The sequence below is a fragment of the Kitasatospora sp. NPDC032121 genome, assembly GCF_055580145.1.
Window position 1 is genome coordinate 253235 of sequence record NZ_JBVILX010000007.1, and the last position, 18268, is coordinate 271502.

The window sequence follows — 18268 nt, forward strand, 5'->3', positions numbered from 1 at the left end:
GGGGATGGCGGGGCGGCCGGGGCGCCTGGGAGACCCCCGCGGGTGTCCGCCGGGGGCAGCGGTTCCTGCCCCCGGTCCGGGACCTGCGGACATGTTCCCGGGAGGTGCCCGGGCACCAGACTCGGAGGCGAATGACCGGCGAATAGCGGTGGTCCAGCCGAAGGAGCGCGTATGCCGTCGTACCTCACCCCGGGCGTGTACGTGGAGGAGGTCCAGTCCGGTGCCCGGCCGATCGAGGGCGTCGGCACGGCCGTCGCCGCCTTCGTCGGCTTCGCCGAGACCGGCCCCTTCCACGAGCCCACACTGGTGACCAACTGGGACCAGTACGTCCAGCGGTTCGGCGGCTTCACCGAGGGCACCTACCTGGCGCACTCGGTGTACGGCTTCTTCGCCAACGGCGGCGGCTCCGCCTACGTCGTGCGGGTCGGCGACCCGGCCCGGCAGGCGCCCGGCGCCGCCCCCGCCGTCACCGCGGCCCCGCCCGTCGAGATCGCCGGGTTCCTGTTCTCCGCCCTGCCCGGCGCGGGCGGCGAGGTGTCCGTCGAGGTCGCCGACTCGGAGGGGGAGAACGTCCCCGAGGACCGCTTCCGGCTGCTGGTGCGCCGGGGCGCCGAGGTCGTCGAGACGTACGACGTCTCGACCCGCAAGAGCACCAAGGGCTACGTCGTCACCCAGCTGCGCGAGTCGAAGCTGGTCGCCGTCGCCGAGAAGCCCGGCACCGCGCCGAGCCGCCCCGAGCGCCGCACCCACGCCCTGGCCACCGCGCCCGCGCCGGCCGCCGTCCCGGCGGGCCGGCTCGACCCGGCCGAGTACGTCGGCGACGCCGCCGCCCGGACCGGCTTCGGCGGCCTGGAGGCGATCGACGAGATCACCATGGTCGCGGTGCCGGACCTGATGAGCGCCTACCAGCGCGGCGACATCGACGACGAGGGCCTGCGCACCGTCCAGCTGGCCGTGATGTCGCACTGCGAGCAGATGGGCGACCGGATCGCCGTCCTGGACCCGCCGCCCGGCCTGAACGCCCAGCGGATGCGCACCTGGCGCAACGAGGAGGCGGGCTTCGACTCCCGCTACGCCGCGCTCTACTACCCGTGGATCAAGGTGTTCGACCCGGCGAGCGGCCGCAACGTGCTGGTCCCGCCGAGCGGCCACGTCGCCGGGGTGTGGGCGCGCAGCGACGCCGAGCGCGGCGTGCACAAGGCGCCCGCCAACGAGGTCATCCGCGGCGCGGTGGACCTGGAGCTGCGCCTCAGCAAGGGCGAGCAGGACCTGCTGAACCCGATCGGCGTCAACTGCGTGCGGGCGTTCCCCGGGCGCGGCATCCGGATCTGGGGCGCGCGCACCTTGTCCTCCGACCCGGCGTGGCGCTACCTGAACGTGCGCCGGCTGTTCAACTACCTGGAGGAGTCCATCCTCCTGGGGACCCAGTGGGTGGTCTTCGAACCCAACGACGACCGGCTGTGGTCCAGCATCCGCCGGAACATCACCGCGTTCCTCACCGAGGAGTGGCGGCGCGGGGCCCTGTTCGGCCAGACCGCGGCCGAGGCCTTCTACGTCAAGTGCGACCGCGACAACAACCCGCCGGAGTCCATCGACCTCGGCCAGGTGATCTGCGAGATCGGCGTCGCCCCGGTGAAGCCCGCGGAATTCGTGGTGTTCCGGCTGTCCCAGTTCTCCGACAGCACGAGCCTCGTCAACGAGTGACCGGCCCGGTCGGCACCACCACCCCTCGGCACCCCTCGCATCGGAAGGTGACAGAAACCCATGGCTGAAGGCGATCCGCTCTCCACACATATCTTCGGCGTCCAACTCGGCGGCTACAACGTCGAGTCCGTCAAGGAGATCAGCAACCTGACGGTCGAACAGGACGTCGTCGAGTACAAGCAGGTGACCCAAGAGGGCAAGCTGATCGTCCGCAAGCAGCCCGGCGCCCGGCTCCCCGGCGAGGTGACCATCACCCGCGGCCTGGACAAGAGCGGCGCGTTCACGGACTGGATCAAGGAGACCCTCAACAACGGGGCGATCAACACCGCGCGGCAGAACCTGACCATCGAGGTCAAGGACACCACCGGTGCCACCCTGCGGCGCATCCAGCTGACCAACGCCTGGGCGAGCCGCTGGGAGGGCCCCACCCTGAGCGCCGGCGAGTCCAGCGCCGCGACCGAGACCGTGACCATCGTGTTCGAGGAGATCTCGGTCGAGTGAGGCGCAAGATCGGCCTGGAGGAGCTGCTGGAAGGGGCTCCGGCCCCGCAGAACGCCGTGCCCCAGCAGCAGGCCCCGGCGGCAGCGGCGGCGTCGCAGCCCCGGGGGCGGGCGCCGCACACCGAGTTCGAGTTCGAGCTGCCGCTCGGCTACGTCGACGACGAGGGCACCGTTCACCGGCACGGCGCCATGCGCCTGGCCACCGCCCGCGACGAGCTGATGCCGCAGATCGACCTGCGGGTCAAGGAGAACCCGGCGTACCTCAGCGTGGTGCTGCTCAGCCACGTGATCACCAGGCTGGGCGACATCACCGACGTGCACGCCGGGGTCGTCGAGCGGATGTACGCCACCGACGTGGCCTTCCTCCAGGACCTCTACCAGCGGATCAACAGCGAAGGCCACACGCGCGCCGCGGTGACCTGCCCGCACTGCGACGGCGCCTTCGAGGTCGACCTCGCCGGTGGGCGCCTGGGGGAATCGTGACGTACGCGCCTGCTCGGCTGTACGAGGAGATCGCGTACATCGCGTACCACTTCCACTGGCAGCGGGAGGACATCCTGGACCTGACCCACCGCGAACGCGGGCAGTGGGTCAGGGAGATCGCGCGGCTCAACACCCGCATCAGCGAAGGCGGGTGAGCCGGGTGGGGCTTCGGGACTGGATCGGCCGCCGCAGGGGCGGCGAGACCGGCGCTCCGGTCGGCGTGGAGACCGGTGCTCCCGTCGGCGTGGAGGTCGGTGCGGAGGCCGGCGCCGCCGCCGGGGAGGCTGTTCCCCGGCGGCGCCCGGCGGCCGGGGACGGGGGCTGGCGCGCCGTCGCGCCGCTGGTCCCGACCCTGGCCGGGCCGGCCCACGGCGTCAGCGACGGCCTGACGTTCCGCTCCCGGCTCACCGCCTGGCAGGACCCTTCGCTCTGCGGCCCGCTCGGCCACGCGGTCCTGCCGACCGCCCCGGTCGGCATCCTGCGGGCCGTGGCGAGGCCGGGCCTGCCGGACCCCGCCCGCACGGGCGGGGACGACCTCGTCGTGCCGGTGCTCCCGGTCCAGGCCCGGGCCGAGGAGTCGGCGCAGGACGGGCCGTCGGGCACGGCGCGGTCGGCCGCGCCGGTCCAGCGCTCCGTCCGGCTGCGGCGACTCCCGGTGCGGTCGGGGCCGCGCCCGCCGCGCGCGGGCGGGGGCGAGCGTCAGCCGGTCGCGGCCGGGCCCGACGGCGGTGCGCCGAGGCCCGCTGTGGCGGCGCCCGTTGCACCCATGCCCGGCAGGTCGAAGTCCGCTGCGGCGACGGCCGGTTCGCCGAAGGCCGGTTCGCCGAAGGCCGCGCCGCCGCGATCCGCTGCCGCAACGCCCGGTGCCGCAGCGGCGCCGAGTGCGCCGACTGCCGTCGGGGCGGCGCCCGAGGCGGTCGCGGCCTCCCCGCGTCCGAACGATTCCGCGGCCCGGACCGTCGAGCGTCCGGTGCGTCCGCGTTCCGTAGGCGCTCCGCTGGTCGTGGCGAGGCGCCCCAGGTCGCTGCCCGCACGCCCGGTGGCGGCCGTCCCGGGAACGGTCAGGACGCCGGGCGTCACCACCGAGCCGACGGCCCGGGGCACCGACACACCGACGCCCGCCGCGATGACGCAGACACCGACCGACGGCACGCACCCTCCCGCGAGCGGCGAAGCCGCCGTACGGACGGCGTCCGATCCGGCCGCGACGTCCGCGTCCGCGCGGAGCGGGCGGACCGAAGGGGTGGTCCAGCGTGCCCGCGCGACCGGCCCCGCCGCGGCACCCGCCCGCCCGGTCCTCGGCGCGCCCCTGACCGCGCTGCCCGCAAGCGCCACACCGCTGGCCACCGACGGCCCCCGGGCCGCTGACACCGCCTCGGGGGCACCGGCCATGCCCGTCGTCCCCGCCGCCGAGGCCGGGTCTCCCGTCGCCGGGACGAGCCGGCCCGACGGCGCCCTGCCCTCCGGAGGCGGGAGCCGTGGCGCCTCCGCCCCGGCCCGTCGCACCCGTACGGCCGGCGGCCCGGCAGGCCAGGCGCCGAACCGGCCCGAGCGCGGGAACGCCGGCGGCGCGTCCGTGCAGCGCACGTCCTCCTCGTCGCCGAGCCCCGAACGCGCTGCGCCGGCCCGGCCCGTACCGACCGCTGCCGGCGCGAGCGGGCCCGTCGATGGTGTGTCCGTGCAGCGCGCGTCCTCCTTGTCGCCGACCCCCGAACGCGCTGCGCCGGCCCGGCCCGTACCGACCGCTGCCGGCGCGAGCGGGCCCGTCGATGGCGCGTCCGTGCAGCGCACGCCCTCCTCGTCGCCGACCCCCGAACGCGCTGCGCCGGGCCGGCCCGATCCGGCTCCCGCCGGCGCGAGCGGGTCCGTCGACGGCGTGTCCGTCCAGCGCACGTCCTCCGGGGCCGCCACTGCCTCGGTGCCGCTCCGGCCCGAGCCGGCCCCGGCCCGTACGCGCGGGGGCCTGGGCGCGCCGCTCGACGCGCTGCCGCCGACGGCGGCCGTGCCCGGCGCCGCCGCTCCGCTGCTCGGCGGGCGCCGACCGGTGCAGCGGATCGCGGCCCCGGCGGTGGACGGCGGCGTGCCCGCCGTCGTCTCGCCGGCGGCCGGCGAGGGGCTGCCCGTGCAACGCGCCACCGGGCGCCCGGGCGACACCCCGTCCGAGGGCCCGACCCAGACCGGTCATGACGGGCGACCGGCAGGCCCGGCCGCCCCGGCCACCCAGGCCGTCCCGGCCACCGATGGCAGCGGGCGCCGCAGGCGCGGACCGGCAGCCGGACGCCCCCTGCCCTCCGCTGCCCCACCGGGGGCCGTGGGTGCCTCCGCCGCATCGCCATCCGGAAGCGACAGTGGCAGCGGCCCCGAGCGGCGGCCGAACGCCTCGGTGCAGCCGGCCGTTCCCGGGGCGCGCCCGTCGAGTGCCCTGCCCCGAGGCGGCATCGGTCCGATGCCTACCGTGACGGTGCCCGCCCGTCCGGCCCCGGGCGGCCTGGGCGTGCAGCGCGCCGTCCAACTCATCGGCGCGCGGCGCGGGTTGCTCGGAGACCGCCGGATGGCGGTCTCCCTCGCCACTGCGCCGGCGCCGTCCGCGCCCGCTGGGGCCGCGTCGGCCGGGCCGTCCGGTCCGTCCGGCGCCGGTCCGGCGTCGACGCCACCCGTGGTCCGGGCTGCCTGGCCGAACGCCCTCACCTCCCACCCGGACGCTGCACCGTCGGCCGCTGCCGCGCCGCAGCGCTCACGGACACAGGACCGGCCCTCGCCGGGCGGCCGCGACGGTGGCCCGGCAACCGGCGGCCCGGCAACCGGGGGGTCGGCAACCGGGCAGTCGGCCGCACGGACGACCCCGGGGCGGTTCCCCGCCCCGGGGACGGCCGCGCCGCGCGGGGTGGTGGCCGCCGTGCAGCGGGCGTTCTCCCGACGGTCCTCGGACCGGGCCGGTCACCCGTCGGCGCAGGGAGGTCCGCCGGTGCCCGGCGGCACCACCCCGACCGCAGCCGTGCCCGAGCACGCGCCGCAGGTGCTGCCCGGTCGAACCCGTGCGGCGGTTCCGAACGCGGGCGCCCCGGCGTGGCCTCAGCCAGACGTCACGATCCCGGGGCGATCGGTCCTGCAGCGAGCCACGGTGCCGACGTCCGCCGCGCGCCCGCCGGTCGTCCGGCTCCGGCCCGTGACGCCCCCGGCGGCCCGGTCGATCCAGCGCCTCCCGGCCACCTCCCACCCCCCGCAGCCGTCCCCGGCGCAGCCGCCCACCCCCGCGTCCCCGGCGGGCGCGCTCTGGTCGGCGGGACCGCAGTCCGCCGGCGTGTCCACGTCCGCGTCCGCGTCCGCGTCCGCGTCCGTACCCGTGGTGTCCTGGTCCCTGCCGACCGGGCAGGCCGCGAACGCCCCCGCCGTACGGTCCACACCGCCCGCGCGGCCCGTCCCGCCCACGCCCGGCACGGCCAGGGCGCTGCAGCGCGTGGCCGAGCAGAACGGCCTGGCCGGGATCCCGCTGACCGCCGTGCCCGCGCGCACCCCCACCACGGTGCAGCGGGCCGCGGAACCCCCGGCGAAGGCCCCCGACGGGCCGCACGCCAAGTCACCCGCCGACCCGTCCGACCTCGACGAACTGGCCCGGCGCCTGGTCGAACCCGTCGGCCGGCTGCTGCGCACCGAGTTGCGCAGGGGCCGGGAGCGCAGCGGCAAACCGTACGACATGCGCCGCTGAGCGCGGGCCGCGACGCGGACCAGGTGAACGGCCGTCAGGAGGCCGCAGCAGCGACGTGACCGGAAGCAGGGAGCAGAAGCGATGACCGACAACATCTTCGCGTCCAGTGTGTTCTTCAGTCTGACCATCGGCGGCAACGACCTCGGCGAGTTCACCACCTGCTCGGGGCTCGGCGCCCAGGTCGAGATCGAGCAGTACGCGGAGGGCGGCAACAACGGCTTCGCGTGGCAGCTGCCGGGGCGCATCACGTGGTCGAACATCACGCTGACCCGCGCGGTCACCGCGGACACCACCAAGATCGCCCGCTGGCTGTCCGAGATCGTCCGCAAGGTCGAGCCCAAGGACGGCGAGATCGTGGCGCTGCGGCCGGACCTGAGCCGGATCGTCGGTTGGCAGGTGCTGGGGATCGTCCCGGTGCGCTGGGAGGGGCCGTCCTTCGACCCCGCCAACTCCCAGGCCGCGATGGAGACCCTGGAGATCGCCCACGCGGGCCTGCGCCCCTCCTGACCCCACTCCTCCCGAACCCCCGTCCACCCCTCCCGAACCCCCGTCCACCCCCGACCCGCGGAAGGAGCACCAGGATGTCCCCGGCGGTCCCCGCCAGCGTCACCCGGGCCCAACTGACCATCATGGAGCCACCGTCCACGGTCGGCGCCCAGCCCGGCGGCATGCTCGCCCAGCTGCGCCTCCAGTTCAACCCGGCGACCCTGCGGCTGAGCAAGACCACCGAGTGGCGGCGCACCCCGTCCCGGATGGCGGGGGAGTCCGCACTGCCCGAGTTCGTCGGCAGCGGTCCGCGCTCGCTCTCCCTCGACGTGTTCCTGGACTCCACCGCGACCCACGACAACTCGGTGGAACGGGCGGTGGAGCAGCTGATGACGGCCTGCGTGCCCACCCCGGCCAGCCTGGCGCGCAAGACACCGGCCAGCCCGTGGATCCGGCTGGACTGGGGCACCCTGAAGACCACCTCGTTCAACGGGGTGCTGACCGGCCTCTCGGTCACCTACTCGCTCTTCGACGTCGACGGGAAGCCGCTGCGGGCGGTCTGCTCGCTGACCATCGACGAGGCCAGCGTCGACCCGGCCGGGCAGAACCCCACCTCCGGCTCCCCGGAGGCCCGCAGCACCCATCGGGTGATCGCCGGCGACAGCCTGCCGCTGCTCGCCTGGCGCGCGTACGGGGACGCCACCGCCTGGCGCACCATCGCCGAGGCCAACGACATCGACGACCCGATGGCGCTCGTCCCCGGAGCGGACCTGATCGTGCCGGGCATCGAGGAACTCACCCAGAGCCGCGCCGGGAACCACACCCGGAGCGAACCCACCCAGGGCGGACGGCCATGACCACTCCCGAGGCCCGCGGCGGCCGCTCCTTCGCCGCCGATCCCGTCGTCGAGGCGCCGGGCCCGCTGCCGCCGATCTGGGTGACCCAGCTGGTCTCCTGCGACATCGAGGAGAGCGTCGGCCTGCCCGACACCGCCGTGCTGTCCTTCCGGGACGCCGACCACGCCTTCCTCGCCGCCACCGGGATCACCATCGGCACCCCGCTGAAGGTCTCCGTGGTCACCGTGCAGGGCAACACCCGGGCGCGGCTGTTCACCGGCGAGGTGACCGCGCTGGAGCTGGAGGTGGACACCACCGGCTCGTACACCGTGGTGCGGGCCTCGGCGGTCACCCACCGGCTGATGCGCGGGCGCCGGGTGAAGGCCTTCCGGAACATGACGACCGCCGACATCGTCCGCGAGGTCGCCACGGGAGCGGGCCTGACCTGCGGGAGGATCGACTCCTTCCCGGTCGTCCACCAGCAGCTCTCCCAGGCCAACGTCCCGGACTGGGACTTCCTCCAGTTCCTGGCGCAGGAGAGCGGCGCCCAGGTGCGGGTGGACGACGACGGGAAGCTGGAGTTCGTCCGGCCCGATCCGGCCTCCGGCGCCCCGGCCCCCTCCACCCCGGCCCCGCAGAACCCGCTGGTGCTGGAGTACGGCCGCAACCTGCTGGAGCTGCGCGGTGTGCTGACCGGCGCCGCGGGGGCGGACACGGTCGAGGCGCGCGGCTGGAACGTCACCACCAAGAGCGCCCTGGTCGCCACCGAGCCCGCGGTGACCTCCCGTACCGTGCAACCGGGCATGAGCCCCTCGGTGGTGGCCTCCGCGTTCCCCGGCCAGGCCCGGCTGACCGTCGCCGACACCCCGTACCGCACCCAGGCGGAGACCGCCTCGGTGGCCAGGTCGCTGGCCGCCTCGGTGGCGGCCGGCTTCGGCGAGCTGGAGGTCGTCGCCGAGGGCAACCCACGGCTGCGGGCGGGCACCGCCGTCGCCCTGGGCAACGTCGGCGCCGCCTTCTCCGGCCGCTACACCGCCACCGGGGTGCGCCACCTGCTCGAACCGTTCCGCGGCTACCGCACCACCGTGGTGGTCAGCGCCGCCCCGGACCGCTCCCTGGCCGGGCTGACCAGTGGCGGCAACGCGCCGCCGCGCGGGCCCCGGATGCCCGGCCTGGCCGTCGCCGTGGTCACCGACGTCCGGGAGCCGGGCGGCGGGCAGCGCGGCTGGGTGAAGCTCAAGTTCCCCTGGCTGGACGACACCTACGTCTCCGACTGGGTGCGCACCGTGCAGTGGGGCGGAGCCGGGGGCGGCGGCGTGGTCAGCCCCGAGGTCAACGACGAGGTGCTGGTCGGCTTCGAGCAGGGCGACCTGGACAGCCCGTACGTGCTGGGCGGGCTCTACAACGGCGTCGACCGGCCCTCCCCGCACGACGTGCCGCTGGTCGACGGGGCCTCCGGCAAGGTCAACCGCCGTTCCGTGGTGTCCCGTTCGGGCCACCGGATGGAGCTGCTGGACGTGCCGGGCGGCAGGTCCGGCGTCCATCTGGCGAGCGGCGACGGGAAGTTGGAGGTCAGCCTGGACCAGCAGCGCGGCGAGATCGTGCTGACCGTCCACGGCCTCGGCGGCGCGGCCGGCAGCACGGTGCGGCTCTCGCCCTCCGGCATCACCCTGGACGCGGGCACCGGCGCGGTGAACGTGCGCGGCGGATCGGTCACCGTCCGGGGGACGACCTCGGTCACCGTGGACGGCGGCGCCGAGGCGGTGCTCAAGGGGGCCTTCGTCAGGATCAATTGACGGGACGTCAAAGAGCCATGGCAGTATGACGAGTGCCCACGACCAGCGGGGCACCATCGGAAACGGAGACCGCACATGCCCCCCGCAGCCCGGACCGGCGACCTCACCGACCACGGCGGCGCCCTGACCACCCCGCCGCCGGGCGCCCTCAGGGTGGCGACCGTGCTGATCGGCGGCCGCCCCGCCGCGGTGGTCGGCAGCGTCCACGCCTGCGTCGTCCCCCCGCACCTGGCCCTGGGCCCCGGCAACGTGGTGCTGCCCTCCCCGGGCGCGTTGACCGGCGGGATGGTGCTGATCGGCGGCCTGCCCGCGGCCCGCATGGGCGACAAGACGACCTGCGGCGCCACCGTCACCACCGGCGCGTTCAACGTGCTGATCGGGGGCTGAGCATGAGTGGGAGCTTCATAGGCCGCGGCTGGGCCTTCCCGCTGCGGGTGAACGCCACCGGCGGCATCGGCATGGTGGAACGGGACCAGGAGCTCGCGGAGGCGATCCGGCTGATCCTCGGCACCGCCCCCGGCGAGCGGCCGATGCGGCCCGAGTTCGGCTGCGGCATCCACGAGTACGTCTTCGCCCCGGGCGACAGCACCACCGCCGGGCGGATCGCCCGCGAGGTGCGCATCGCGCTGGAGCGCTGGGAGCCGCGGATCGAGGTCGACGACGTGGTGATCGCCTTCGACAGCGTCGACGAGGGCACGCTCTACATCGACGTCCACTACACCGTGCGGGCCACCAACGACCGCCGCAACCTGGTCTTCCCCTTCTACACCATCCCGGAGCACCCGGAGGCCGAGCCGCTGAGTGCGACGAGCGGGGGTGCGTACTGATGGCCCTGCCCTCCCCGAACCTGGACGACCGCCGCTTCCAGCAGCTCGTCGACGAGGCCAAGCGCTACGTCCAGCAGCGCGCCCCGGAGTGGACCGACCACAACGTCTCCGACCCGGGCGTCACCCTGATCGAGACCTTCGCCTACCTGGTGGACCAGTTGCTCTACCGGCTGAACCGGGTGCCGGAGAAGAACTACGCCGCCTTCCTCGACCTGCTCGGCATCCGGCTCTTCCCGCCCGCCGCGGCCCGCGCCGAAGTCGACTTCTGGCTCTCCGCTCCGCAGTCCGAGACCGTCCTGCTGCGGGCCGGCACCGAGGTCTCCACGCTGCGCACCGAGACCGACGACGCGGTGGTCTTCGCCACCGCCGAGGACCTGCCGATCGTCCCCAGCTCGCTGGAGCGGCTGGTCACCGTCTCCGCCTCCGGCGAGCAGTCCGACGGCACGGCCCGGCTGGCCGACGGCGCGGACGTGCCGTGCTTCCAGCCGCGCCCGGTCGCCGGGGACGCCATGCTCTTCGCCCTGCCCGCCGTGGTGCCGCGCTGCATCCTGATCGTCCGCCTGGACAGCCGGGTGGAGGGCGTCGGCGTCGACCCGCGCCAGCCTCCGCTGGCCTGGGAGGTCTGGGACGGCGCGCGCTGGATCGCCTGCGAGACGGGCAGCGACACCACCGGCGGCCTCAACCGGCCCGGCGAGGTGGTCGTCTTCGTGCCCGCCGGGCACACCGCCTCGGTGGTCGCCGGCCGGCGGGCCGGCTGGCTGCGCTGCCGGGTCACCGAGCCGCAGCCGGGCCAGCCCTTCTACTCCGAGTCCCCGACCATCCGGCGGGCCGAGGTGTTCACGGTGGGCGGCACCGCCACCGCCGCCCACGCGCGGACCGTCACCGACGCGCCGCTCGGCACCTCCGAAGGCGTCGCGGGCCAGCGCTTCCGGCTCGCCCGGCCGCCGGTGCTGCTCGACGGCGAGCCCCCGGTGGTCGAGGTCGCGGCCGGCGAGGGCTGGGAACGCTGGACGGTCGTCGAGCACTTCGGTGACTCCTCGCCCGCCGACCGGCACGTGGTGCTGGACGCGACCACCGGCGAGTTCCTCTTCCCGCCCGCGGTCCGGGAGCCCGACGGCAGCCTGCGCGCCTTCGGCGCCGTACCGCCCAAGGGCGCCCAGCTGCGCGTCCCGCGCTACCGCACCGGCGGTGGGATCGCCGGCAACGTCGCCCGCGGCACCATCACGGTGCTGCGCAGCTCCGTCCCGTACATCGCCCGGGTGGACAACCGGGAGGCGGCCCGCGGCGGGGTCGACGGCGAGACCGTGGAGAACGCCAAGGCCCGCGCCCCGCACCAGCTGCGCCTGCAGGAACGAGCCGTCACCGCCGGGGACTTCGAGCTGATCGCCCGGCAGGCCGCGCCATCCGCCGCCCGGATCAGCTGCGTGCCCGCCGACGGCGCGGAGGCCGGGGCGGTGCGGGTCCTGGTGGTCCCCGACGCCGTCGCGGACGAGGGCGACCGGCTGCGCTTCGAACAGCTGATCCCCGACGAGCAGATGCTGGCCGCCGTCGCGACCGCCCTCGACGAGCGGCGGCTGATCGGCACCCGACTGGTCGTGCAGCCCCCCTCCTACCAGGGCGTCACGGTCGTCGCCCGGCTCACCACCCGCTCCGCCGACCCCGACCGGGTCCGCGAGGAGGTGCTCGCCGCGCTGTACCGGTACCTCAACCCGCTGCGCGGCGGAGCGGACGGCACGGGCTGGCCGTTCGGCCGGGCGGTGCAGTACGGGGAGGTGTTCGCCGTGCTCCAGCGGGTGTCCGCCGTCGCGGGCGTCGAGGAGGTGCGGCTGTTCCCGGCCGACCCGATCACCGGACGCCGGGGCGCCCCCGCCGAGCGGGTCGAGGTCCCGCCGGACGCCCTGGTCTTCTCCCACCAGCACCAGATCGTGGTCACCACGGCCGCCGAGGGGATCTCATGACCCGGGCCGCCGTACCGGGGCTGCCCAGCCCGCACCCGATCGGCGAACTGCTGCCGGCGCTGTTCGCCGACGACGACTTCGCCCAGCGGTTCACCGCGGGCCTGGACACCGTCCTCGCCCCGGTGTTCGCGACCCTGGACAACCTGCCCGCCTACTTCCGGCCCGGCCTCGCGCCGGCCGACTTCCTCGACTGGCTGGCCTCCTGGGTCGCGGTGGAGGTCGACCCGGCCTGGCCGGTGGAGGTGCGCCGCGCCGTGGTCGAACGCGCCGTCGAACTGCACCGCTGGCGCGGCACCCGCCGCGGCCTGACCGAACGTCTGCGACTGGTGCTCGGCGCCGGAGCCGAGATCGTGGACGGCGGCGGCGCCTCCTGGTCCACCGACCCGGACGCCACGCTGCCGCCCGCGCCGGGCGGCGAGGTGCTGGTCCGGGTCTGGCCGCTGCGCGGACCGGCGCCGGACGAGGACCAGGTGCGGTCCGTCGTCAGGGCGGGCTGTCCCGTCCACCTGACCTGCCGGGTGGAGATCCTGCCCGGCCCACCCGGGCGAACGGAGGGCTGACGGATGCCGGTGTGCCCCGAATGCGGAACGGCCAACGGGGAGGGGGACGACTTCTGCGGCAACTGCGGCGCCTACCTCGGCTGGTCGCGCGGCACCCCCGCCACCCCGGCGGCGGCGCCGACGGCCGCGCCCGCGGCGGTGCCCGCACCCGCGAAGGCAGAACCCGAGCCCGAGCCGACGCCCGTCCCCACGGCGGAGCCCGCGCCCGCGCCCGCCGAGTCCACGCGGCGGAGCGCCTCGCGCCGGGCCGCGCGCAGCGAGCCGACAACCGAACCGGCGGCCGCGGCGGAAACCACGGCGGCAGCCAGGACAGAAGCCAAGGCGGAGCCCAAGCCGGAGCCCAAGCCGGGGCCCAAGCCGGTGTCCGAACCCGAGGCCGAGGCACAGCAGCCGCCCGCCCGGCCGGCGCCCGTCGAGCCCCCGGCCCCCGAGCCCGCGCCCGCCCCCGAGCCCGCCCGCCCGAGCCCCGCCCCCGTACGGCCGGCCCCCGCGCGGACCGCCGCCCCCGCCCCCGCCCCGCAGGCCGACCCGGTGGCCGTCCAGCCCGCCAAGCCCGTGGCCCCGCGCCCCGTCAGCCGGCCGGCCGAGACCGTCGAGACCCAGGACGGCCCGCCCTGCCCCCGGTGCGGCACGCCCAACCTGCCCGAGCGGAAGTTCTGCCGCCGCTGCGCCGCACCGCTGACCCCCACCGAGGCCGCGCCCGAACTGCCCTGGTGGCGCACCCGCTGGCCGTTCCGGCGCCGGGTGCGGATCGGCGGCTCCGGCAACGCGCTGCGCCGCACCATCGCGCTGCTCGTGCTGGTCGCCTTGGTCGTCGCCGGGATCCTGCTCTACCCGGCCGGCAAGGTCGCCTTCCAGGACGTGCTGGACAAGCTCCGCGGCACCGCGCCGATCACCCCCTCCGCCACCACGGCGAGCGCGGCCGTCGAAGGCCATCCGGCCGGCGCGGCCGACGACGGCCTCACCAACACGTACTGGGGCGCACCCGCGATCGGGGACTCCGTCACCTTCTCCTTCCGCACCCCGTTCCGGCTGGTGGACCTGATCGTCCACACCGGCCCTTCGGTGGACCAGCAGCAGTTCCGCCAGCAGGCCCGCCCCGTCGTCGTCTCCATGGAGGTCACCTCCGAGGACGGCAAGGTGCACACCGAGCAGGTCGCGCTCAACGACCAGCCGGGCCCGCAGACCGTGCCGACCGGGATCAGCGACGTCACCCAGGTGAAGCTCACCGTCCGGGAGGCCGCCGGGACGGGCCCCGGCCGCGCCATCGCGCTCTCGGAGGTGGAATTCTTCAAGCGCACCTGACCCCGGCGCGCGCTACCGGAGGGAAACGATGGTCTACCGGATCCACTTCACCGCCGAGGACCTGGCCAGGACCCGGCCCGCGGAGCCGATGCCGTTCTCCGAACTCATGGCCGCGGCAAGGGCCCTGCAGGAACGGAGCCGGGCGGCGCGGCTGGATCCGTGGCGGCGGAGCGTCCTCGCGGGCCTGCCCGACGGCGCCCGCATGGCCCTGTCCCTGGTCCCGGCGGACGGCTGGGGGCCGACCTTCCTCATGCCCGCGGTGGCGGGCCACCCGGAGGAACTGCTGGAACGCGTACGGGCCACCCCGCGCCGGCTCGTCGAGGCGGAACTCGCCGCGATCGCCGAGCACCAGCCCGTCCCGGGGTGGGCCCGGCACCTGGCGGACGACCGGGCGCTGCGCGAGGAACTCGCCGACAGCCTCGGGCTGCTCTACGAGCACCTGGTCGGCGGCCACTGGCCGCAGCTCGTCGACCGCCACGCCGCCGACCGGTCCGTGCGGCTGCGGCAGTTCCTCGGCGGAGGCGTCGAACTCCTGCTGGCCGGCGCCAACCCCCGCTGGATGCGCTGGAACCCGCCGGTGCTCGAAGTCCGCAGCGGCGTCGACCACGACCTGCACCTGCGGGGGCAGGGCGTCCTGCTGGGCCCGTCCGTGTTCGCCACCCGGGCCATGGTCAGCGACGACACCCACGGCCTGCCCCTGCCCGTGATCACCTACCCGATCGACGACAGCCGGCCGGCGGGCTGGCCGGCCCTGCTCGGGCCCGACCGGGCCCCGGCGGGGACGGCGGCCGCCCTGTCCGCGCTGCTCGGACAGACCCGCGCCGCCGTCCTGCAGACGATCGCCGAACACCCCGGCTGCACGACGAAGGAACTCGCCGCGCTCGCCGGGACCACCCCCTCCAGCGCCAGCGAACACGCCACCGTGCTGCGCGAGGCCGGCCTCATCCGCACCGCCCGGTACCGCAACACCGCCCTGCACAGCCCGACCGCCCTCGGCCTCGGCCTGCTCGGCGACGGCACCGAACCGCCCGGTTCCGATCCGTCCTGAGCGGTGTGGCCCGCACCCTCGCACCAGCAGCAGCAGCCCCCGCACCGCTGGGCGCCGTCCTTCACCGCGATCAGGTTCGCCGTGACGTAGCAGGTGGAGGTGTCGTTCCGTGAGTGCCACTCGGTCGGGAAGCAAGTGACCAGCCGCGAACTCCGGAACCGGGCCCGGATCTCGGGGACGAAGGCCCGGTACCGGTCGTCCGTGTAGTACCCCAAGCCGCTGGACGGCCGGCGGATCGGCGGCACCGTGGTCGGCCAGGCCTTCGGCGGCACCCTGGCCGGCCCGATCCGGCGCGATGCCATGGCCGGCGCCCTGGCCGGCATCCCGGCCGGGACCTTCCCGCCGGTGCAGCTGCCCTGAGCCGGTGGCCGGGGCCTGTCTCCCGGACCGGGCGAGGCTCCGGGAGACAGGCCCCGGGGGCGGCCTGCCGCCGACTCACCCGTAGAGCGCCACCCGGGGCTCGACCGTCCCCTGGGCGGGGGCCGCCCCGACGACGGTGACCCGGTAGCGCTCGCTCAGGGTGTGGTGGCCGTGCAGGACGAGCTTGGCCGGGACGAGCTTGGTGTACAGCGTCCCGGTCTGGCTGGCGAGCGGCGTGGTGCGCCAGTGGCCGTCCGAGGAGAGCACCTCGAGCCGGATGCTCGCCGGGTCGAGGAAGGGGCCGTTCTGGGGGGACTCGATGAGGATTTGCGGGGCCACCGTCCGGTCCGCCGAGGAGTCGTTGCGGTAGGTGACGGTGACCACCCGCTGCGCGTCGCCGCGCGGCAGCGGGGAGGTGGGCAGCTCCACGAAGCCGGTCGGCGGGGCGCCGGCCGCGGCCGCGGTGCCGGTCGCGGCCTGGGCCGGGGCGGTGAGCAGGGCGGCGGGCACGGCGGCGACGGCCGCGGCCAGGGCCACGCTCCGACGGGGGATCTTCCGGGTGCGCATGGCGCCTCCTTCGGCCGACGGCCAGGGCACGCGGGTGCGCCGACTGGCCCGGGCAGGTCCGTACGGCACCACCCTGCCCCCTCATCCGGAAGGCCGCACGCCGGGCCCGGCCGGAGCGCCGGGAACGGCGCCGCGAATGGGCCGAACGTGCGACGGCCGGGGCCGCCGGGCCGGGGCGTCGCCCGCGCCGGGAGCGGGCCCCTTACCTTGGGCGCAGCCTCCGCCCGGCGTCCTCGTCCGCGCGGGGCGTCCGGAGGTCGGGGCAGGTCGCGAGAAGGGGAGGGACGGCGTGTGGGCGCGTTCGGTGGAGGAGCCGGGGCAGCGGACGCCGATCCTGATCCAGTACGGCCACCGCTCCTGGCTGGTGCCCCTGGCGGTGCTCGCGCTGGTGGTGGGGGTGGACGCGGCCACGCCGGTGACCTTCGCGTCGGTCAGCTGGCTGGTCATGGTTCCGGTGGTCGCCGCCGGGCTCTGCGGGCCGGCCGCCACCGTGCTGTTCTCCCTCCTCGCCATCGCCGCCTATCCGGCCCTGGACAGCATCTGGGGGAAGTCCCAGGGGACCGAGGACTTCCTGCTGGTGATCGCGGGAGCCGCCCTCTCGGTGCCGATCAGCATCTTCCGCGTCCGCGCCGCCGACTACGTCCGCCACCTCCAGGGCGCGGCCGAGACCACCCGGCAGGTGGTGCTGCGCCCGGTGCCCCCGGGGTGGGGCGGGGTGGACTCGGCGGCGCGCTACCTGGCCGCGGACGTCGAGGCCCGGGTGGGCGGCGACTTCTACGACGTGCTGGCCACCCCGTTCGGGGCGCGGGTCATCCTCGGCGACGTCCAGGGCAAGGGCCTGCCGGCCGTCTCCGCGGCGGCGGCCCTGGTCGGCTGCTTCCGGGAGGCCGCCTTCCACGAGGGCGACCTGGCCACCGTCGCGGCCTGGCTGGAGGAGCGGCTGCACCGGCAGAACCTGCTGGCGGAGCGGCTGGGGGAGGGGGAGGAGCGGTTCGCGACGGCGGTGGTGGTCGGCTTCCCCGCCGACGCGCCGGGGGAGGTGGAGGTGGTCAACTTCGGCCATGACAGCCCCCACGTGCTCGGCTCCGAGGGCGTGCGGCAGCTGCCGCCGGGCGGCGGCGCCCCGATCGGGCTGGCCCAGCTGGCCGGCGGGCTGCCGCCGGTGCGGAGGCTGCGGCTGGGCCCGGGGGAGACGGTGCTGATCGTCTCGGACGGGGTGACGGAGGCCCGTGACCGTACGGGCGCCTTCTTCTCCCTGCGCGCCCACCTGGACCGGCTGGCCGATCGCCCGGGGCCGGTCGACCCGGGGCGCCTGGTCGACGAGGTGGCCGCCGCGGTCCTGCGGCACACCGGCGGCCGGCTGGCGGATGACACCGCCCTGCTCGCCGTCCGGACGCCGCCGGTGGAGCAGGTGGAGCCAGTGGAGCCGGTGGAGCCGGTGCGCTGAGTCCGCGGCGGGGTGGACGGCGCCGCCGACGGGGATCCTCCGTCCGACGCCGAGTCACCCCGCCGCACCAGCCCCGGTTCTGAGCCCGCGGGGCCGCTCCGGCGGCGCGTGGGGCGTCAGCGGCCTTCCATCAGGCGGTACATGCCGATCGAGTCGTGGGTGGCGGTGTCCGCGAAGCCGAACTTCTCGTAGAGGAAGCGCGCGGGGCCGTCCGCGATCAGCGAGACGTACGCGGTGGCGGGGGCCCGGCGTTCCAGCTCCTCGGTGAGTGCCGCCATGATGCGCTTGCCGAGGCCGTGGCCCTGGTGCGCGGGGTGGACGCAGATGTCGGTGATCTGGAACGCGGTGCCGCCGTCGCCGATGATCCGCCCCATGCCGACGGGCTCGCCCTCGTGGTGGAGGACCACGCCGTACCAGGTGTTGGGGAGGGCGAGCGCGACCGCCTCGGGTGCCTTGTCGGAGAGTCCGGCGTCGGTGCGCAGGCGGCGGAAGACCTCGACGGTGGGCACGCCGGGGCGAAGCTCGTAAGGGTCATTTATCGGAGTCATGACTTACATGCTACCCGCTCGGCCCTGCCGCCCGGCTCCGGCCGCTCGGGTGAACGCGCGGCGCGACATGCCGGACCGGGCGGGGGGTCGTGGAGGCGGAGGTGATGATCGCCGGGTTCCCCGGAGCCCCACCCCCT

Annotated in this window: 18 protein-coding genes; 15 read left to right on the plus strand and 3 right to left on the minus strand. The window is 75.8% G+C overall.

Going from position 1 to position 18268, the window contains the following annotated elements:
• Positions 1-171 precede the first annotated feature (171 nt).
• From ACZ5OX_RS20490 to ACZ5OX_RS20505, 4 genes are read left to right on the plus strand one after another with little or no spacing between them, the layout of a single operon-like run.
• On the plus strand, positions 172-1704 hold the full coding sequence (locus ACZ5OX_RS20490) for a phage tail sheath family protein (RefSeq protein ID WP_449806757.1): 1533 nt from the start codon (positions 172-174) through the stop codon (positions 1702-1704).
• A gap of 60 nt (positions 1705-1764) precedes the next feature.
• Complete coding sequence (locus ACZ5OX_RS20495; RefSeq protein WP_030290301.1) at positions 1765-2205, plus strand: phage tail protein; 441 nt, start codon at positions 1765-1767, stop codon at positions 2203-2205.
• Positions 2202-2687, plus strand: a complete 486-nt coding sequence (locus ACZ5OX_RS20500) for a hypothetical protein (RefSeq protein WP_449806758.1) — start codon at positions 2202-2204, stop codon at positions 2685-2687. Before ACZ5OX_RS20495 ends, ACZ5OX_RS20500 begins: the two co-directional genes overlap by 4 nt.
• Positions 2684-2842, plus strand: coding sequence for a DUF6760 family protein (locus ACZ5OX_RS20505; protein WP_181970396.1), 159 nt, complete (start codon positions 2684-2686; stop codon positions 2840-2842). The genes ACZ5OX_RS20500 and ACZ5OX_RS20505 overlap by 4 nt, the downstream gene beginning before the upstream one ends.
• Positions 2843-3386: 544 nt before the next feature.
• Here the strand turns inward: ACZ5OX_RS20505 and ACZ5OX_RS20510 are convergent.
• A complete protein-coding gene (locus ACZ5OX_RS20510) occupies positions 3387-3839 on the minus strand; it encodes a hypothetical protein (protein ID WP_465631711.1) in 453 nt (150 codons plus the stop codon).
• A 2149-nt stretch (positions 3840-5988) separates the two neighbouring features.
• Here ACZ5OX_RS20510 and ACZ5OX_RS20515 point away from each other — a divergent pair.
• The 10 genes from ACZ5OX_RS20515 (at position 5989) to ACZ5OX_RS20560 (ending at position 15209) form a co-directional block, all read left to right on the plus strand.
• Positions 5989-6393 carry a hypothetical protein gene (locus ACZ5OX_RS20515; RefSeq protein ID WP_465631713.1) on the plus strand — a complete coding sequence of 135 codons (405 nt, stop codon included), beginning with the start codon at positions 5989-5991 and terminating at the stop codon, positions 6391-6393.
• Positions 6394-6474: 81 nt separating this feature from the next.
• On the plus strand, positions 6475-6900 hold the full coding sequence (locus tag ACZ5OX_RS20520; RefSeq protein ID WP_359830489.1) for a phage tail protein: 426 nt from the start codon (positions 6475-6477) through the stop codon (positions 6898-6900).
• 74 nt (positions 6901-6974) lie between these two features.
• Positions 6975-7736, plus strand: coding sequence for a CIS tube protein (locus ACZ5OX_RS20525; RefSeq protein ID WP_465631716.1), 762 nt, complete (start codon positions 6975-6977; stop codon positions 7734-7736).
• Positions 7733-9511 carry a VgrG-related protein gene (locus tag ACZ5OX_RS20530; protein ID WP_465631718.1) on the plus strand — a complete coding sequence of 593 codons (1779 nt, stop codon included), beginning with the start codon at positions 7733-7735 and terminating at the stop codon, positions 9509-9511. Before ACZ5OX_RS20525 ends, ACZ5OX_RS20530 begins: the two co-directional genes overlap by 4 nt.
• A gap of 75 nt (positions 9512-9586) precedes the next feature.
• A complete protein-coding gene (locus ACZ5OX_RS20535) occupies positions 9587-9898 on the plus strand; it encodes a PAAR domain-containing protein (RefSeq protein ID WP_465631720.1) in 312 nt (103 codons plus the stop codon).
• Between the two features lie 2 nt (positions 9899-9900).
• The gene (locus tag ACZ5OX_RS20540; RefSeq protein WP_465631722.1) at positions 9901-10338 is read left to right on the plus strand and encodes a GPW/gp25 family protein; all 438 of its coding nucleotides are present in this window, start codon (positions 9901-9903) and stop codon (positions 10336-10338) included.
• Positions 10338-12296, plus strand: coding sequence for a putative baseplate assembly protein (locus ACZ5OX_RS20545; RefSeq protein ID WP_465631724.1), 1959 nt, complete (start codon positions 10338-10340; stop codon positions 12294-12296). Before ACZ5OX_RS20540 ends, ACZ5OX_RS20545 begins: the two co-directional genes overlap by 1 nt.
• On the plus strand, positions 12293-12856 hold the full coding sequence (locus tag ACZ5OX_RS20550) for a phage tail protein (protein WP_449806765.1): 564 nt from the start codon (positions 12293-12295) through the stop codon (positions 12854-12856). The genes ACZ5OX_RS20545 and ACZ5OX_RS20550 overlap by 4 nt, the downstream gene beginning before the upstream one ends.
• Positions 12857-12859: 3 nt before the next feature.
• On the plus strand, positions 12860-14161 hold the full coding sequence (locus ACZ5OX_RS20555) for an NADase-type glycan-binding domain-containing protein (protein WP_465631726.1): 1302 nt from the start codon (positions 12860-12862) through the stop codon (positions 14159-14161).
• 28 nt (positions 14162-14189) lie between these two features.
• Complete coding sequence (locus ACZ5OX_RS20560; protein ID WP_465631728.1) at positions 14190-15209, plus strand: winged helix-turn-helix domain-containing protein; 1020 nt, start codon at positions 14190-14192, stop codon at positions 15207-15209.
• 435 nt (positions 15210-15644) lie between these two features.
• On the opposite strand, the gene ACZ5OX_RS20565 is transcribed toward ACZ5OX_RS20560, so the two are convergent.
• Positions 15645-16136, minus strand: a complete 492-nt coding sequence (locus tag ACZ5OX_RS20565) for a signal peptide protein (protein WP_465631729.1) — start codon at positions 16134-16136, stop codon at positions 15645-15647.
• 289 nt (positions 16137-16425) lie between these two features.
• On the opposite strand from ACZ5OX_RS20565, the gene ACZ5OX_RS20570 reads away from it, so the two are divergent.
• Positions 16426-17583: a PP2C family protein-serine/threonine phosphatase gene (locus ACZ5OX_RS20570; RefSeq protein WP_465631731.1), complete on the plus strand. Its 1158-nt coding sequence runs from the start codon at positions 16426-16428 to the stop codon at positions 17581-17583.
• A 116-nt stretch (positions 17584-17699) separates the two neighbouring features.
• On the opposite strand, the gene ACZ5OX_RS20575 is transcribed toward ACZ5OX_RS20570, so the two are convergent.
• Positions 17700-18131 (minus strand): GNAT family N-acetyltransferase, encoded by a 432-nt coding sequence (locus tag ACZ5OX_RS20575; protein WP_465631733.1) that lies wholly within the window; start codon positions 18129-18131, stop codon positions 17700-17702.
• Positions 18132-18268 lie beyond the last annotated feature (137 nt).

What these genes read in the sequence shown, in the direction of transcription:
- ACZ5OX_RS20490 (WP_449806757.1), top strand. Translation starts at nt 172, where the DNA reads ATGCCGTCGTACCTCACCCCGGGCGTGTACGTGGAGGAGGTCCAGTCC.
- ACZ5OX_RS20495 (WP_030290301.1), top strand. Translation starts at nt 1,765, where the DNA reads ATGGCTGAAGGCGATCCGCTCTCCACACATATCTTCGGCGTCCAACTC.
- ACZ5OX_RS20520 (WP_359830489.1), top strand. Translation starts at nt 6,475, where the DNA reads ATGACCGACAACATCTTCGCGTCCAGTGTGTTCTTCAGTCTGACCATC.
- ACZ5OX_RS20525 (WP_465631716.1), top strand. Translation starts at nt 6,975, where the DNA reads ATGTCCCCGGCGGTCCCCGCCAGCGTCACCCGGGCCCAACTGACCATC.
- ACZ5OX_RS20530 (WP_465631718.1), top strand. Translation starts at nt 7,733, where the DNA reads ATGACCACTCCCGAGGCCCGCGGCGGCCGCTCCTTCGCCGCCGATCCC.
- ACZ5OX_RS20535 (WP_465631720.1), top strand. Translation starts at nt 9,587, where the DNA reads ATGCCCCCCGCAGCCCGGACCGGCGACCTCACCGACCACGGCGGCGCC.
- ACZ5OX_RS20540 (WP_465631722.1), top strand. Translation starts at nt 9,901, where the DNA reads ATGAGTGGGAGCTTCATAGGCCGCGGCTGGGCCTTCCCGCTGCGGGTG.
- ACZ5OX_RS20545 (WP_465631724.1), top strand. Translation starts at nt 10,338, where the DNA reads ATGGCCCTGCCCTCCCCGAACCTGGACGACCGCCGCTTCCAGCAGCTC.
- ACZ5OX_RS20550 (WP_449806765.1), top strand. Translation starts at nt 12,293, where the DNA reads ATGACCCGGGCCGCCGTACCGGGGCTGCCCAGCCCGCACCCGATCGGC.
- ACZ5OX_RS20555 (WP_465631726.1), top strand. Translation starts at nt 12,860, where the DNA reads ATGCCGGTGTGCCCCGAATGCGGAACGGCCAACGGGGAGGGGGACGAC.
- ACZ5OX_RS20560 (WP_465631728.1), top strand. Translation starts at nt 14,190, where the DNA reads ATGGTCTACCGGATCCACTTCACCGCCGAGGACCTGGCCAGGACCCGG.
- ACZ5OX_RS20565 (WP_465631729.1), bottom strand. Translation starts at nt 16,136, where the DNA reads ATGCGCACCCGGAAGATCCCCCGTCGGAGCGTGGCCCTGGCCGCGGCC.
- ACZ5OX_RS20575 (WP_465631733.1), bottom strand. Translation starts at nt 18,131, where the DNA reads ATGACTCCGATAAATGACCCTTACGAGCTTCGCCCCGGCGTGCCCACC.